Consider the following 16,006-nt stretch of genomic DNA (forward strand, 5'->3'; position numbering starts at 1 on the left):
TAGTTGGCAATCCCCTGAACTCCCTCGTGCTCTGCACGGCACGGAGTGCTATGAATACTCCACAGCTTCAAGCTGTGGGGGGCTAGAAGGGAGAATCCCCCGGTTTCTAACCGGGGGAGTGTCAACCCCCTGGGAAGAATTTTGGACTTCAGCTGACATGGCTTGGTCGCTTGTGCAAATGGTGGGCAGCCTGAGGTCAGACAAGAATGCTAGTTACGTTCCCCAGCAAGAGATGAGCTGCACCGGTCGGGATCCTCTCCACCCTTCATACCCAGGGCTAAGGCAAGGTTCATCAAGGTATGGCGCAGCTGATCGAGGTTCTCGCCTGTGGTGGAGGAGACAAAGAGGGCCTTGGGATAGAGCAAGCGCACATCCTCCAGCCATTCCGGATCCACCCGGTCAATTTTGTTGAAGACCAGTTGTCTTGGCCCGGTTGCCAGCGGCATCTCATCCAGCAACTTCTCGACGGCTGCGATCTGGCCCTCCCAATTGGGGTGAGAGAGATCCACCACATGCAACAGCGCGTCGGCTTCGGTAACCTCTTCCAAGGTGGCTTGAAAGGCATCCACCAGTTGTTCCGGCAATTCTGTCAAGAAACCAACGGTGTCGGTGAGCAGCACCGCCTGATGATTGGGCAGATTTAAGCGCCGAGTGGTGGGATCCAGGGTGGCAAACAATTGGTCTGCCGCATAAACCTCGGAATGGGTAAGGGTATTGAGCAGCGTGGACTTGCCGGCATTGGTGTAACCCACAATCGCCACCACCGGAATTTGGGATCCCTCCCGCCGTTGCCGCAGCCGTTGCCGATGGTTTCTCAGCTCTTGCACCTGTTGCCGCAATTTGCTGATGCGCCGTTGGATGGCCCGCCGTTCCATTTCCAGTTGCGTTTCCCCAGGACCCCGGGTACCGATCCCGCCGCCCAACCGTGACATGGTTCGCCCTCGACCGGCCAAGCGGGGCAGCAAATACTCCAGCTGAGCCAACTCTACCTGCAATTTCCCGGCCCGGGTTCTGGCCCGTTGCGCAAAAATATCCAGAATCACCTCGCTGCGATCCACCACCCGCACCCCTACTGCTGCCTCTAGGCTGCGCACCTGGCTGGGGGTGAGTTCCCGGTCAAAGACCACTAGGTTGGCTCCCAAATCCTGCACCAGCAAAGCCAACTCCTGCACTTTACCGGAACCAATCACGGTCCCTGAACTGGGGCCTTCCCGCTTTTGCCACAAAGTTTGTAGAACCTGACCCCCGGCGGTTTCCACCAAGCGGCCCAACTCTGTCAAGACATCCATCAGGTCTTCGCTGCTTTGTCCCGATTCCTGGAGACCCACCAGAATCGCGCGATCCTGATCCAGATCCACCTGACGGACAGTCAATTGGCGCCGAAACTGATCTTCAAGAGCCTCTACCAGCTCCTGCAGATCTTGCTCCGCCAGAAGGCCCAAGGGCAAGGGATCCGATACCAACCAGCGGCTGTCTCCATTCGGTAGCAAATGGGCCAGATAGGCGCGCTCGATAAATCCCGTGGCTGTACCCCCCCGACGCAGATGTCCGCTGGATTTGGAGACGGAGAGGGTAATCAAGGCATCCAACCGCTGCAGAGCCATAGCGGTGAGCGCCTTTTGTCCTGGCCCTTCCAACCCGGTTTGGGTGGTGATACAGCGAATGCCCGAGAGTCGTTCCGCTCCTTGGCGGGGCAGCTCCCAGGCGGGAATCTGGGTTTCAAAGGGGGATCCCACCCCGACTCGAATCACCTGGCCGCGTCGGTTCAGGTAGACGCTGATCGGTTGATAATCCAGCTCTTGGCAGATGGATCCCAGCCGTTGGGCAAACTCAACCGTCACCAGGCTACTGGGGGGCAAGCGCAGTTGGTAAAGCCGTTGCAGTTGCTTTTGCTGGTAGGGCTTTAACCCTTTACCGTGGGCATTGGCGAAGCGTTGGCTAGGTTGGTTGGAAGCAGTGCTAACCCTGGGCATAGGGGCGGCAAGAAACCCAAAAAAGAGCTTTTATCTACCATACACGCCGGGGCTTGTAGATCCCGGAAATTCTGAGCCTCGGAGCTGTAGGGATCCCGTTACACAACTTGACTTACGACTTAAACAGTGTGACGAGGACAGAGACTGGTGCCCCGCAGGATGGCAGATTCCAAGTTCACCTCCGTCAGGTTGGTTTTGTGCAGATTGGCGCCGCTGAAGTTGGCATTGTCACAATGGCTCCAGCGCAGATCGGCCTCCGTCAGGTTGGCTTCGGTTAACTCTGCCCAATCCAATTTTGCCCCTCGCAAACAGGCCAGATTGAGCTGCGTATCCATGAGGTTGGCCCGTAACAAATTGGCTCCGGTCAGGTTGGCGGCGGTGAGATTGGCCCGCAAGAGGTTGGCCTCCCGCAGGTTAGCCCCAATCAGATTGGCCCGGTTGAGGTCAGCATCCGAGAGATTGGCCTGAATCAACTCTGCTTGTTCCAAATCTGCACCCTGTAGACGAGCAAAAGCGAGTCTGGCCTGGTTCAGAATCGCCCGAGAAAGGCTGGCCTCACTTAAATCTGCCTCCACAAGGTTGGCCTCTGTTAGGTTCACCCCTTTTAGGTAGGCTTTGTGTAGGTTGGCCCCGCTCAGACTGACAGCATGTAAGTTGGAACGACCCAAATTGGCTTCGGTGAGTAAGGCTTGATTGAGATTAGAACGCCACAAATTGGCCCCACTTAGGTCAATGTGATCCAAAGTGGCTGCTGATAAATTCGCACCGGTAATCTTGGCCCCACTGAGGCACGCACCCGATAATTCCACCTGATGAAGACAAGCACCATTCAAATCCGTGCCGACCAAAATAGCCCCATTAAGATTCGCCCCTGCTAAATTGGCTTGACTGAGTCGTTCTCCACTTAAATCCACACCCTGAAAATCCCGTTCACCGGAATCGTAGCGGAGCAAAAATTCTCTGGCATTCATCTGCTCTGGCTCCTTATTTGATCTTCTTTTTTGATCTTTTAAGCCATCCATCACAGACAGAATCCAACTCCTCTGCCCATGAAAAGGCTCTTTTATCTGTGAGATTCAAATGCAAAATTCTAAAAAAAGGCAACCTGATGACAGCTCGTTAAAAACCATCATCTTTTTGCTATAAAATTAAGTTTCATTCCATAACTTTATCCTGCCTCTCGGTGAAAAATCTCAGTTTTGCAATTCGTTTTCTCATTAGTTAATATATGTTTATATTCGATTGGCATGAACTGTGGAGGCAGCCTTTGTTCGGTGCTGTCAGGGATCTGGATTTCTGGGGGTTATCTAGATAACGGAAGCGCGTCGGTAAGAATAGAACTCAGCCCCCCTTCGAACCCCTAGTATGCTCCCTGAAGCTGAGATCCTCCGCATTGCCCGCGACCTCCTCTACAACCGTGCCATGGTTTACTACCAAGACAAGCCGATCGGCACCTTGGCCGCGATCCCTCAGAAAACCCATGCCTATGTGGAAGGCCAACTCAAAGTGGTGGGATCCAACCCCGACCTCAACTATCACGAAGTCTTCATCCGGGACAATGTACCGACGATGGTGTTTTTTCTGCTGGATGGACGGGCAGACATCATGCGCCGATTTTTGGATACTTGCCTCAGTTTACAGAGCACACATCCTCAAACGGCAGGCACTTTCCCCAGCAGTTTTACGGTAGAGGGGGATCGCTTGCTGGGGGACTATGGCCAGCGGGCCATTGGACGGGTCACTTCGGTGGATGCCACGCTTTGGTGGCCGATCTTGGCTTATGTGTATGTGCAACGCAGCCAAGATGAGGATTGGGCTCGGCAGCCACAGGTACAAAATGGCCTGCAACGCTTTTTGGATTTAATTCTGCATCCAGGGTTCCGAGATGCGCCGACCCTACATGTGCCAGATGGAGCCTTTATGATTGACCGCCCGATGGATGTCTGGGGCTGCCCGCTAGAGATTCAGGTGTTGCTCTACGGGGCTTTGTTGAGCACGGCAGCCTTGATCCGGTTGGATTTGAAAACCAAAGAGGGCTGGAGAGCGGATCCCTTTGCCCAAAAACAAGCGTGGCAAATTGAGCAGGTGGTGAACTGGGCTAGACGACTGCGGCGCTATTTACTGAAACATTACTGGGTCAATACTCATACGGTGCAGGTTTTAAGGCGGCGACCGACTGAACAGTACGGGGATGCAATAAGTAATGAATACAACATCCAAACCGAAACCATCCCCCATTGGTTGCAGCACTGGCTGGGATCCCGTGGGGGGTATTTGATTGGCAATGTGCGCACAGGCCGCCCAGATTTTCGTTTTTTTTCGTTGGGGAACTGCTTGGGGGCGATCTTCGACGTGCTTTCTCGTGCGCAACAACGGGCTTTGTTCAGCCTGATTTTGCACAACCGGGGTGAGTTAATTGCGGAAATGCCCTTACGCATTTGTCATCCACCTTTGGATGATGCCGACTGGCGTAACAAAACTGGCTACGACCCGAAAAACCGCGCTTGGTGTTACCACAATGCCGGACATTGGCCTTGCCTGCTTTGGTTTTTGATTTTGGCGGTACTCCGTCATCAACAGGGATCCGGTCCCGATTTCGGTTTGCGCAGTGGTTGGCTCTACTTGCCGATGCAGGATCTGTTGCAGGAGTCTTATCAGAAGTTGCTGAAACGGTTGCCAGAACAGAAATGGGCAGAATACTTCGATGGCCCAACGGGAGTGTGGATGGGGCAACAGGCACGGCTCTACCAAACCTGGACAGTGGCAGGGTTGCTGCTGGCTCATCATCTGCTCAAGGTGAACCCGGAGGATGCCAATGTGTTTAACCTGCCCAAGCTCGGATCCCTGTATCGAGGTTGTCAAGAAGAGGGATTTGGGCAAAGTTCCAAAGCCTAGTCCCTGAAGCGAGCCGGGCAAGGTCTTGGAAGGTGACACAGCAATGTGGTTTTGGATCGGTGCTCATCCGGTGATCATGATGAGTAAGAGCACTCTATGGATGAGATCTGAAGTTGCTATGCCGATCGAGATTGTTCATGTGAGCTAGGTTAAGGCTCAGCAAGAGATGGTTTGGAGTTTAGCCTTGATTTTGCACATCGTTTTGGTTGCTCCGGAAATCCCCGCCAACACAGGAAATATCGCCCGTACCTGTGCCGCCACCAACACACCTTTACATTTGGTGGATCCCTTAGGATTTCGCCTCTCGGATCGCTACCTGAAACGGGCGGGGTTAGACTACTGGCAGCATGTGCAACTCCATCGATACCCCTCTTGGGCTGCTTTGGTGGAAACTCATCCAGAGGCACGGTTCTGGTGTTTTAGTGTGCGCGGTAAAGCCCTCTATACCGAAGTAGCTTATCAACCGGGGGATTGGTTGGTGTTTGGCAGTGAAAGTCGGGGATTGGATCCCATGTTTCTGGAAAACTATCCCAGTGTGCGGATCCCGTTGAGTGGGCCGGTACGCAGCTTAAACCTGAGTAATGCCGTAGCGATTGCTTTGTTTGAAGGATTGCGTCAACAGGGATCTCTATCCTCACTGCCGATTCACCCCAAGTAAACACGATCACGCCCCAACCTACAGTGTCTAGATTGTGCAAATTAGGAGGTTTTACTGGGTCAGTTTCTATCGTGAAACCTTTTAATCCCTTTGGTTGATAGCCGTTACGGTTGTCCAGACTCGATCCGTCACCCGGAGAAACCCTGTATCCTGGAGATCAAGAGGCTCCGGCAGAAATCAATAGACCGGATTTGGGCCCTCTCCGTGGTAGCTTATGTTGACTTGGATTCCATGAGTGCGCTTCTCTCCCCGGCGACTGATTTGCTGGATGAGTTGCGAGAGCTTTTCCCTTTTGCGCTGGATGACTTTCAGATCCAGGCCATTCAAATCCTGGCCGCAGGGGAATCGGTGGTGGTGTGCGCCCCAACGGGATCCGGCAAAACCTTAATTGGGGAATATGCCATCTATCGGGCCCTCGCCCAAGGCAAGCGGGTTTTTTACACCACCCCGCTTAAGGCCCTTTCCAACCAAAAATTCCGGGATTTTGGCCAGCAATTCGGCGCGGACAAAGTGGGTCTGCTAACGGGGGATATCTCCATCAACCGAGAAGCCCCGATTTTGGTAATGACCACCGAGATTTTTCGCAATATGCTCTACGGCACGCCCATCTCGTTGGCAGCCCTAGCTGAGGTAGATGCAGCAGAGGCCCTAACAGGGGATCCCTTGCAGGATGTGCAGGCGGTGATCCTAGACGAATGCCACTACATGAACGACCAGCAGCGGGGCACCGTCTGGGAAGAATCGATCATCTATTGTCCCCCCACCATCCAGCTCATCGCCCTTTCCGCCACCATCGCCAACAGCGACCAACTTACCGATTGGATGAACCATGTGCATGGCCCCACCCATCTCATCGACTCCGATCATCGCCCCGTTCCTTTACAATTTCACTTCGCCAATCACAAAGGGTTGTTTCCATTACTGGAGCAAACTGAGTCGGGCCAGTGGGTCCGCAATCGTCGCTTGAGAAGCAAACGGCCCAACCCCCACGAGCGTTCCCGAGCAGGGGTACCCGATATGACGCAGGTGTTGGAAAACTTGCGTCAGCGGGATATGCTCCCCGCCATCTATTTCATCTTCAGTCGCAAAGGCTGCGATATGGCAGTGGCCAGTGTGGGTGCTCTCGATTTAATGGCCAATGATGAAGAACGACAACGGCTGGCCCAGCAGATCGACCAGTTTTGTCGGGAAACGCCGGAAGCCGTGCGGCAGGATCACCTGGATGCCCTTTATCGCGGCATCGCCGCCCACCACGCTGGGATGTTGCCCGCCTGGAAAGGGTTGGTGGAGCATCTGTTTCAGCAGGGGTTGGTGAAGATCGTCTTTGCCACGGAAACCTTGGCCGCCGGGATCAATATGCCCGCCCGAACCACGGTGATCTCGGCCCTCTCCAAACGCACCGATACGGGCCATCGTCTCCTGACGGCTTCTGAGTTTATGCAAATGTCGGGTCGGGCCGGACGACGGGGCAAGGATGTGCTCGGCCACGTGGTGACGGTGCAATCTCCCTTTGAAGGGGCACAGGAAGCCGCTCGACTGGCCACCGCCGGGCCGGATCCTTTGGTGAGCCAATTTACCCCCACCTATGGCATGGTGCTGAACCTGCTACAAAAGCATTCGCTAGAGGCGGCTCGGGATCTGATCAACCGTAGCTTTGGCCAGTATTTGCTCTCGTTGCAAAAGTTGCCGGAGCAGCAGGAGCTCCAACACACCCGCACCGAATTGGAGGAGTTGGATCGCACACTGGGGGAAATCTCCAGCGAGGATGTTACCCGCTACGAAAAAATGCAGGCCCAACGGCGGGAGGAACGGCGCATTTTGCGCTACCTGGTCAAACAACGGGAAGCGGAGCCGGATCCGACTCTACGGCTGTTGGCCTTTCCCCACATCCAAGCGCAAGAGGAAAAAATTCGTGCCTTGGAAAGCCAGATTCTGGCCAATCCCGCCCACAAAGTCGGTAAAAAACTGCTGGGTTTGCAGGAAAAGCGACAACGGCTGGTGAAACGCTTGGAGCATCTGGAGCGCCAAAGTGGCTCGGTACAGGAGTTGCGCTGGCAGCAGTTTATGGCTTTGGTGCAGGTTTTGCAGGACTTCGACTGTTTGCAGGGTTATCAACCCACAGCCAGTGGAGAAGTGGTGGCAGCTCTACGGGGGGACAACGAATTGTGGCTGGCGCTAGCCTTGCTGTCGGGGGAATGTCAGGGTTGTGCTCCCCATCATTTGGCCGGGATCGTCGCTGCTTTGGTGACGGAGTCGCCTCGTTCGGGTACCTACAGTCGGCTGCATACTTCCGGGCTGGTGGAGGACGTGTTGCACGGGTTACGGGGGTTGCGACGGCAACTGTTTCGCAGCCAACGGCAACATCAGGTCTTTCACATGCCGATTTGGTTTGAACCGAGTCTGGCGGGGATCGTCGAACATTGGGCGCAAGGGATCCCTTGGGAAACCCTGGAAAGCCATACCAACCTCGATGCCGGCGATTTGGTGCGCCTGATCCGCCGTAGCCTGGATTTGCTCTCCCAGATTCCCCATGTGCCTCACCTACCGCAGGAGCTGCGGGAGAATGCCCGCCAGGCCCAGAACATGTTGGATCGCTTCCCGGTTAGCGAGTTGATCTGAATCTCACCTGGAATAAACCCGAAACAAAGATTTACAGTCTGACTATTGCAACTAATTCTCAAATAAGCGTACCCTAACTTAGGCGGTCTTATTGAGTTGGCTTCTCATTTAGTGCCTTTTAAGACCAAGATTTGCTGCCTCTATTTCTGTCAGAGGTTGTTTTTTATCGACTATCTGGACGGGTTTTCACCCCAAAGAGGGAGAAAGGCCAGCTTTGGTCAAAGGATTGGGATCCCTCAAAATTGACACTAGCTACCATTAGGAGTTGTTACCATGCAAACCTACGACAATCCGCAGGTCACCTATGAGTGGTACGCGGGCAACGCTCGTTTCGCCAATTTATCGGGTCTGTTCATTGCTGCTCATGTGGCTCAAGCTGCTCTGACCACCCTTTGGGCTGGGGCTTTTACCCTGTTTGAGATCTCTCGCTTCAATCCCGAACTGCCGATGGGAGAGCAGGGGTTGATTCTGCTGCCCCATTTGGCCACGTTAGGCTTTGGGGTTGGTGAAGGGGGGCAGATCCTGGATACCTATCCCTATTTCGTCATTGGGGTGTTGCACCTGATCTCCAGTGCTGTTTTGGGGGCAGGTGCCCTCTTTCACACCATCAAAGGGCCGGAAAACCTCAAAGACGCCGAGGGCAGAGCCAGACGGTTCCATTTTGAATGGGATGACCCAGCTCAGTTGGGCATGATTCTGGGCCATCATTTGTTGTTTCTCGGGGCCGGTGCTTTGTTATTGGTGGGCAAAGCCATGTACTGGGGCGGATTGTACGACTCAACTCAGCAGGTGGTTCGAACCGTCGCCCCCACCTTGGATCCCTGGGTGATCTATGGTTATCAAACCCACTTCGCCAGCATCACCCGTTTGGAAGACTTGGTGGGGGGCCATCTCTTTGTCGGGATCCTGCTGTTGGCGGGCGGCATTTGGCATATTCTCACCCCTCCTCTTCCCTGGGCCAAGCGGGTGTTGATCTTCTCGGGTGAAGCGATTTTGTCTTATGCCTTGGGAGGCATTGCCCTGGCCGGATTTGTTGCTGCCTACTTTTGCGCCGTCAATACCCTGGCCTACCCGCCGGAATTTTATGGCCCTCCTCTGACGGTGAAGCTGGGCATTGCACCCTATTTTGCGGACACGATTAAGCTGCCCCTGGGGGCTCATACCGCCCGTGCTTGGTTGGCCAATGCTCATTTTTTCCTGGCTTTCTTCTTCTTGCAAGGGCATTTGTGGCATGCGTTGCGAGCCATGGGTTTCGACTTCAAACGAGTGGAGCGAGCGTTAAATGCAGCAGGGTCAGCTTCCTCTTGAGGGTTAACCCTTAGGGAGCAGGTGTTTTTGAGGATGGGGGTAAAGCAGCTGTGGATCAGTGGGATCCCTGTCCTCTGCTTTTTTTACTGAATCTTTTACTGAATCGGAGTTATGGGTATGAGTTTGAGCTTGATTGAACCCAGGCCAGCAGGGGTGTTGTGGTTAAGTGTGTCGCCCAGCCTGAAACTTTTTGATCAGCCACTATTACAGGACTTGCGAACCTCTTGCCCTGTTGCCCACTGGGAGTATCACCAAAACCAGGATGAGCCCAGCGGTCTAGAACCTGCCCTAGTCTTACTGGGTGAGTACCTACACACTTTGCCGCGACCGGTTCATGTGATTGGGCATGGCTTGAGTGGGGTACTGGCCTTACTGTTGGCGGCTCGGCACCCGGAAAGGGTACGTTCCTTAACGATGCTAGCGGTAGCTGGACAGCCGATGGCCACTTGGCATGCTCATTTCTATGTGCAGCGGCAGTTGTTGCTCTGTAGCCGAGAACAGTTGCTTATCCGCACCGCAAAAATCCTTCTGGCTGAGCAGGGGTGGGAACGGGTACGGCCGCTGGCCATGGCTCTGGCCAAAGAGTTGGATACTTCTCCCGTGCCTCATTCCGTGTTTCGGGTGGTGGGGATCCCTGTTCCCCGGGTTGCCGTGCCCATGTTGGTGTGTGGCAGCCAAGATGACCCGATTGTGGATCCGGTTGGATTGGCCCAGTGGCAGGATCACCTAAAGCAGGGGGATCATCTGTGGAGCTGTCCGGCGGGTCGGCATTTTTTCCACTATTTCTTCCCCCACAGGGTGGCATCGCAGGTACTAGAGTTTTGGCGTGGGTTGGGAGAACTCCCTTTAGCCCACTCGATGAATCCTTTGGCTTCTGAGGGATGATATGACGTCTCTTCCACCTCCCCTGAGCATGATAATCGCCTGGCTGTTGCTGCTGCTGCCCTTGTGGACGATTGCCAGAGCGGTTGCTGCCATTCTGCATCAAGCCCAACAAATGCACCGCATCCCCTGCCATCACTGCCGGTTTTACAGCGGGGATCCCTACTTAAAATGCACGGTACACCCTCGTCATGCCTTGACCGAATCCGCGATCAATTGCCCTGACTTTAAGAGGTAAGAGTCTTTAGGGGAGCGTCGGGAGTCTGTCACCCGGATGGAAGGAACTAGCGTCCGAGACGATGAGAGACAAGCTCTACTGGAGAAGAACACATCTAAACTAAAACTGTGGTTCATGCCAGTGGCCCCTTGGAGCCTCACTCAAGCAACTTGGCTCGTTGAAGCGTCAAAAACTGCCGGCTCCATAGCAGGTGGCAGTCCATGCTATCGATTTGGAGAGACCCCGATGCAGCAAAATGGCTTCTTTTGGAAACGGCGGCAGGTATTGGCCTCTTTAGGGCTGGGATCCCTTGGGGCTTGGGCTTTGGGGCAGCGGCCTCTTTTTGGCCAAGTTTCTGCCCAAGAGAATCTCGGATCCCTGACCTGGGCGGACATTCTGGCACAAGCCCGGGGTAGCCAGGTGAATTGGGCGATGTGGAGCGGGAGTGAAGCGATTAACGGCTTTGTGGATGGCTGGGTCAAAACACAGTTGCGGGAGCGCTATGACATTCGTTTGAATCGGATCCCGTTGACCGACACTGTAGAAGCCGTGAACAAAGTGATCGGAGAAGTGCAAGCCGGATTGCGCAGTGGCGGTAGCATCGACCTGATCTGGATCAACGGCAACAACTTTCGTACCCTCAAACAGGGAGATTTGCTCTATGGCCCGTTTGCGGAGAAATTGCCCAGCCTTGAGTTTTACAATCCTGACGATATTGCCACAGATTTTGGTTTGCCCATCGAAGGCTATTCTGCCCCCTATACGGGCAACTATTTTGTGATGGCCTACAATGCCGAGCGCGTTCCCAATCCGCCGCGTAGCTATGCTGAATTGCTGACCTGGGCAGAAGCCAATCCGGGCCGTTTTACCTATGTGGCCCCACCCGATTTTCACGGTAGCCGCTTTTTGTTGGGGGCATTTTATGGCGTTACGGGGGGGTATGCCCAGTACAGTGGCCCAGACTTTGATGCCGATCTATGGGCTAAGCAATCCCCTGCTGTGGTGAATTATCTGAAAGAGCTGGATCCCTTTTTGTGGCGGCAAGGACAAACTTATCCGCCTACATTTGCCCGCTTAGCGGAGCTGTTTGCCAATGGCGAAGTTTGGCTGATTCCTACTTTCATCGATCAAGTGATTTTGCGTAAAAACAATGGACAATTTCCCGCCAGTACCACTCCCTACGGGATCCCGGGCACCAGCTTGATCGATCCCTCTTTTACTGCCATTCCTGTCAATGCCGCCAATCCCTTTGGGGCAATGATCTTGGCAGAGGTGTTGGCCAGCCCGGAAGGTCAACTGGAGAAATTCAAGCCAGATGTCTGGGGAGATTTACCCCTCATCGACATCAGCCGTGTGCCTGCCGAGTTCCAGACGCAATTTGCCCAGTTAGAAGCTGCCGCCGGGATCCCGATTCAAGAGGCGATTGCCGGGGCTGTGCCGATTGTCAATTCTGAATATACGGTGCAATTGGAGGAAGCTTGGCAGCGCCAGGTGTTGCCCGGCTAGAGAAGTTAGGGGTTGGTTGTTAGGGGAGTAGCTGTTGTTGGCAAGCTTAGGGGCAGCCAAACACGAAAGTGAGTCCACCCCTCCAAGCTGGCGACCGAGATGTTTCCCCCCATTTCCACCACCAGTTTTTTGACCAGAGCTAAGCCCAAGCCCGTGCCTCCATGTTTCCAGCGATCCGATTGCGGGATCCGATAAAACTTGTCGAAAATTCGCGGTAGCTCCGCTTTTGAGATCTCGGTGCTATTGCTGAGGGTAAAGAGGATCCCTTGTTGGTCGGAAGTGAGGCGGAGGTGAATTGCTCCTTCGGGGGCCGTATATTTCACCGCATTGTGGAGAAGTTCCCGTAGAACGCGGCTGAGACTGTTGGGGTCAGCCCATAGGGTAGGGATCCCTTCAGTCATGTGCAATTGTAGGTGTTGGTTTTTGAATTGGGCCAAAGGTTGGATCCCGCTCAGCAGTTCTGGCAGGTAGCGAACCAAGTTGATCTCTTCTGGATTAAACAAATAGCCTTCCACTTCTAGCCGCTGCATATCCAGCAAGTCATTGATCAAGGCAATCTGTCGGTCACATTCTTGCAAAGCTGTGGTGAAATAGTGCTGCCGTTTCTCAGGGGTGTTGGCAATTTGTATCATTCGGAGCGCCATGCGCACATTGGTCATGGGGGTGCGTAATTCGTGAGAAACGGTGCTGATAAAGTCATCCTTAAGTAAATTGAGTCGTTCCAATTCCGTCACTTGGGCCTGAGCTGCCTCATACAAACGGGCCTGACGAATCGCCAAAGCACACAAATTGGCTACCTGCTGAACCAACTGAATTTCCTGCTCCGAAAAAATCTGCTCAGGTGCGCGTTCCACATTCAATGCCCCTAGCAGCTCATCTTCATCCAAAATGGGACAGTTGAGGAGGGTCACCCAGAGACTATCTATTGAGTCGTAGAAACAGCACTGAATCGCTTGTCCTTGCCCCAGAGAATTTAAAAGGAAATCACCTATTTCTCGAATAGGATAGCTTCGACCAACTACAGAAGGTGAAATACGGGAACATGCATAGCGTGGGATGAAAGTGGAAAAGTCATCTGAGAAAAAGCCAATGTCGCAACCTAGTAAATCTAGAGCTGCCATCATATCTTGAACAATAGAGTTAAGAATCTCTGCCTCATCTAAACTAGCCACAACTTTGTTGCTGATGGAGCGTAAAAACCCCTCAAAATGCAATGACTGTTGTAACTTGGCTGTGCGCAGTTCTACCTGTACTTCCAAGTCATTATTTAGGTTTTGTACCTGTTGGTAGAGCTGAGCCTGTTGTAGGGCAATGGCCAGTTGTTCAGATAGCTGCATTAGGATCGATTTTTCCCAATCTTGCCACTGACGCAGTCCCCGGCACTGATGCGCAATTAACAAGCCCCAAAGGTATTCTTTGTCTTCTTCAGTATGAGTTTCTAAATCCGGACTTTTGGATTGCCAAATCGGCACAACCAAATTAGCACGTACCTGTATATTCCTGAGGAAATTGGCATGACAAGGCTGGATTGGAGCATCTTCGATATCTGCAATAGAGCGCACTTTCCTCCGAGCAAATGACTCCCGATTCAGTTGGGCTAAACAGGGATCCGCAATTGTTTGATTCAAAATTGAAAACTCTGGCCGACTGACAGATTCCACTTGAATGTAGCCACTATGATTGGACTGTAAGCGGTAGATCACCACCCGATCTGCTTGCAACAACTGTCGTACTTCTGTGACCGTAGTTTGCAAGATTTCCATCAGATCCAAAGAGCGGCGGATACGCTCGGTGATCCGACTCAGTAAACGTTCCCGGCCCGCCTGTAGGCGCAGCGTCTGTTCGGCTCGTTTCAGAGCTTCTTCCGCTTGTATGCGCAGGGTGATATCGGTGAACGTGCAGATCACTTGCCAGACTTGTCCCTGTTCATCCAGCCTTGGCTCCGCATTCACCAACAACCAGACCCGATCCTGCAAACGCGGTCGATAGACTCCCATCACCACATCCCGCACCGGTTGGCCGGTAGCAATGGCTCTGGGTACAGGGTGCTCCGGCCCCGGGAAGGGTGATCCATCCTCATGAATCACATTCCATTCGGGATCAAAAGAAGAACGTCCTAGCAATTGCTCCTCGGTCAAGTCCAACAATTCCAGAGCTTTGGGGTTGCACAACAGCATTTCGGCTTGTCTGCCCTGCAGCAGAACCCCGACATTGAGATCTTCAATTAAAGTGCGGAAGCGTTCTTCGCTCTCTTGGAGAGCCAAATCCGCCACTTTCTTTTCAGTGATATCTCGTCCAACCGAAAGAATTTCTACCAATTGTCCCCGCTCGTCAAAAATGCCCTGATCAACCCAGTTTACGTATCGCTTTTGCCCTTCTGAGTTGAGATAGGTGCGTTCGGTAGTGCGGGTGGGCTGGGTGGGGTTGAGGGCGGCCAATTCTGCTAAGAGGGGATCCCGTTCTGCTTCGGGTAGAGCATCGATCCAAGGCTTCCCCAGTACTTTATCCCGCTCCAAACCAAAAAAGCGCAAATAGGCTTCATTACAAAATCGAAGACGGGTATCGAGGTCATAGCGGCAAATCAGTTCCGACTGCTGTTCTACGACGTTTTGATATTCCTGTTGCTGTTGCCGTAAACGATGCAGCACCTCTTGGTGGGCGGTTGCCATCCGCTGCCAAGCAGAGGCGAGCGTTTGCACCTCCTGAATCGGGCCGGGATCCATCCGGGGCCAGGGATGGGATCCATCCGGGATAAATTCTTCGGCAGTTTGTTTGAGACGGCGAATCGGGCGGGCGAGCCATTCGGTTAAACCCATGCCTATCCCCAACAAGCCCAATAGGATCCCACCCCCAAGCAGTCCAGCCTGTTGAGCAGAGCGGTTGACTTCTCCCAAAATGTCTGATTCTGGGATCCCGCGTACCAAGTAAAAGGTTGGGCCCCATTCATCGGGTATTGGTTCCACCTCAATTAAATGGGTTTGTCCCTGAACAGGTAAGCGGAAGAACGCCTCAGAAGTGACCGCTGACAACGATCCAAACTGCTTCTCAAGAACTGGAATAACCACCTGTAAAATCGGGTGCCTGCTTTCTAGATCCTCCTGTTCAGCAATCAAGCTGGCTCCATTGTCCGCAAGCACCTGCCCTCGTGAATTCAATAAAAAACTCGTACCAGGATTGTTTTGATCCAGAGTATCCAGAAGGGCTTGCAGATTGTCAACGGAAGTAGCAGCAGCCAAACTCCCGTACAGGGTGCCGTTTTCGCCGGTTAAGGGTAACCCCGTCAGAATTAAAAGCTGGGGTTCAGAAAAAAAACGACTGACAACCTGACTGCGAGCCATGCCCTCTGTCTGGACAATCTCAGCGAACCAAGGTTGTTGTCGTACATCTGAGAAGCCCAACGTGCGAGTATTGCCGGTGGGATCCCCAGTTTTGGGATCCAATTCCCGCCCTCGCACTTCCCCTGGTAAAGCTCCTTCCGTGTGGTAAACCCAAATCGTTTGATCCTGAAGGCGATGCGCCATGACAAAGCCACCACCGGCGGACACAAAACCGAGATAATCCACTTCAGGAAAGCGCTGTAGTTGTTGAGCGAAGTAATCTTCTAAAAAAAGGAGATCGGTAGAACTTAGACTGAGCAGATTAGGCAAAAGTCCCCAGCGCACTGCGTCCCGATTCATGTGATTGATTTGAACCGGTGCCCGCAAATAGCCCTTCAAGGTGTCTTCAATGCGGTCATTGACCGCACGGTTAACCTGTTGGGCCAGTTGTAGCGCTGTTTGCCGTCCAGACCGCCAAGAAAGATACCCCACGCCGCCTACACCTACGCCCACCGCCAGCAGCATCGGTAGCAGCAGGGCAGCCCGTAAGGGAATGCGTCTAGAGGCGGAAGCAGAAGGCTGAGGTAAGAATTTCATCGTTAGGCAAGTCGAGCAAGCAGGTGCAGAAAAA

At 53.4% G+C, this 16,006-nt stretch carries 10 protein-coding genes; 7 read left to right on the forward strand and 3 right to left on the reverse strand.

Annotated elements, in window-relative coordinates; genetic code table 11:
• Positions 1–209 precede the first annotated feature (209 nt).
• Both hflX and JX360_RS09470 read right to left on the reverse strand, forming a co-directional pair.
• Positions 210–1,973, reverse strand: coding sequence for a GTPase HflX (gene hflX, locus JX360_RS09465; RefSeq protein WP_244350415.1), 1,764 nt, complete (start codon positions 1,971–1,973; stop codon positions 210–212).
• 119 nt (positions 1,974–2,092) lie between these two features.
• Positions 2,093–2,944, reverse strand: a complete 852-nt coding sequence (locus JX360_RS09470) for a pentapeptide repeat-containing protein (protein WP_244350416.1) — start codon at positions 2,942–2,944, stop codon at positions 2,093–2,095.
• Positions 2,945–3,338: 394 nt separating this feature from the next.
• Here JX360_RS09470 and JX360_RS09475 point away from each other — a divergent pair, with 394 nt between their 5' ends.
• The 7 genes from JX360_RS09475 to JX360_RS09505 all read left to right on the forward strand — a co-directional run bounded on the left by JX360_RS09475 (position 3,339) and on the right by JX360_RS09505 (position 12,058).
• Positions 3,339–4,868 carry a glycoside hydrolase 100 family protein gene (locus JX360_RS09475; protein WP_244350417.1) on the forward strand — a complete coding sequence of 510 codons (1,530 nt, stop codon included), beginning with the start codon at positions 3,339–3,341 and terminating at the stop codon, positions 4,866–4,868.
• Positions 4,869–5,034: 166 nt separating this feature from the next.
• The gene (locus tag JX360_RS09480) at positions 5,035–5,526 is read left to right on the forward strand and encodes a tRNA (cytidine(34)-2'-O)-methyltransferase (protein WP_244350418.1); all 492 of its coding nucleotides are present in this window, start codon (positions 5,035–5,037) and stop codon (positions 5,524–5,526) included.
• 231 nt (positions 5,527–5,757) lie between these two features.
• Positions 5,758–8,145 carry a DEAD/DEAH box helicase gene (locus JX360_RS09485; RefSeq protein ID WP_244350419.1) on the forward strand — a complete coding sequence of 796 codons (2,388 nt, stop codon included), beginning with the start codon at positions 5,758–5,760 and terminating at the stop codon, positions 8,143–8,145.
• A gap of 273 nt (positions 8,146–8,418) precedes the next feature.
• Positions 8,419–9,453 (forward strand): chlorophyll a/b binding light-harvesting protein, encoded by a 1,035-nt coding sequence (locus JX360_RS09490; protein ID WP_244350420.1) that lies wholly within the window; start codon positions 8,419–8,421, stop codon positions 9,451–9,453.
• 117 nt (positions 9,454–9,570) lie between these two features.
• Positions 9,571–10,338, forward strand: a complete 768-nt coding sequence (locus tag JX360_RS09495) for an alpha/beta fold hydrolase (protein WP_244350421.1) — start codon at positions 9,571–9,573, stop codon at positions 10,336–10,338.
• Position 10,339: 1 nt separating this feature from the next.
• Positions 10,340–10,573, forward strand: a complete 234-nt coding sequence (locus JX360_RS09500; protein WP_244350422.1) for a hypothetical protein — start codon at positions 10,340–10,342, stop codon at positions 10,571–10,573.
• Positions 10,574–10,798: 225 nt separating this feature from the next.
• Positions 10,799–12,058, forward strand: a complete 1,260-nt coding sequence (locus JX360_RS09505; RefSeq protein WP_244350423.1) for an ABC transporter substrate-binding protein — start codon at positions 10,799–10,801, stop codon at positions 12,056–12,058.
• 5 nt (positions 12,059–12,063) lie between these two features.
• Here the strand turns inward: JX360_RS09505 and JX360_RS09510 are convergent, their stop codons facing one another.
• The gene (locus tag JX360_RS09510) at positions 12,064–15,972 is read right to left on the reverse strand and encodes a GAF domain-containing protein (RefSeq protein WP_244350424.1); all 3,909 of its coding nucleotides are present in this window, start codon (positions 15,970–15,972) and stop codon (positions 12,064–12,066) included.
• Positions 15,973–16,006: the final 34 nt, after the last annotated feature.

Source organism: Thermostichus vulcanus str. 'Rupite', from assembly GCF_022848905.1.
Taxonomy (GTDB): domain Bacteria; phylum Cyanobacteriota; class Cyanobacteriia; order Thermostichales; family Thermostichaceae; genus Thermostichus; species Thermostichus vulcanus_A.

Coding starts and splice junctions, on each gene's coding strand:
- JX360_RS09495 (WP_244350421.1), top strand. CDS start 9,571: ATGAGTTTGAGCTTGATTGAACCCAGGCCAGCAGGGGTGTTGTGGTTA.
- hflX (WP_244350415.1), bottom strand. CDS start 1,973: ATGCCCAGGGTTAGCACTGCTTCCAACCAACCTAGCCAACGCTTCGCC.
- JX360_RS09490 (WP_244350420.1), top strand. CDS start 8,419: ATGCAAACCTACGACAATCCGCAGGTCACCTATGAGTGGTACGCGGGC.
- JX360_RS09510 (WP_244350424.1), bottom strand. CDS start 15,972: ATGAAATTCTTACCTCAGCCTTCTGCTTCCGCCTCTAGACGCATTCCC.
- JX360_RS09485 (WP_244350419.1), top strand. CDS start 5,758: ATGAGTGCGCTTCTCTCCCCGGCGACTGATTTGCTGGATGAGTTGCGA.
- JX360_RS09480 (WP_244350418.1), top strand. CDS start 5,035: ATGGTTTGGAGTTTAGCCTTGATTTTGCACATCGTTTTGGTTGCTCCG.
- JX360_RS09475 (WP_244350417.1), top strand. CDS start 3,339: ATGCTCCCTGAAGCTGAGATCCTCCGCATTGCCCGCGACCTCCTCTAC.
- JX360_RS09505 (WP_244350423.1), top strand. CDS start 10,799: ATGCAGCAAAATGGCTTCTTTTGGAAACGGCGGCAGGTATTGGCCTCT.
- JX360_RS09500 (WP_244350422.1), top strand. CDS start 10,340: ATGACGTCTCTTCCACCTCCCCTGAGCATGATAATCGCCTGGCTGTTG.
- JX360_RS09470 (WP_244350416.1), bottom strand. CDS start 2,944: ATGAATGCCAGAGAATTTTTGCTCCGCTACGATTCCGGTGAACGGGAT.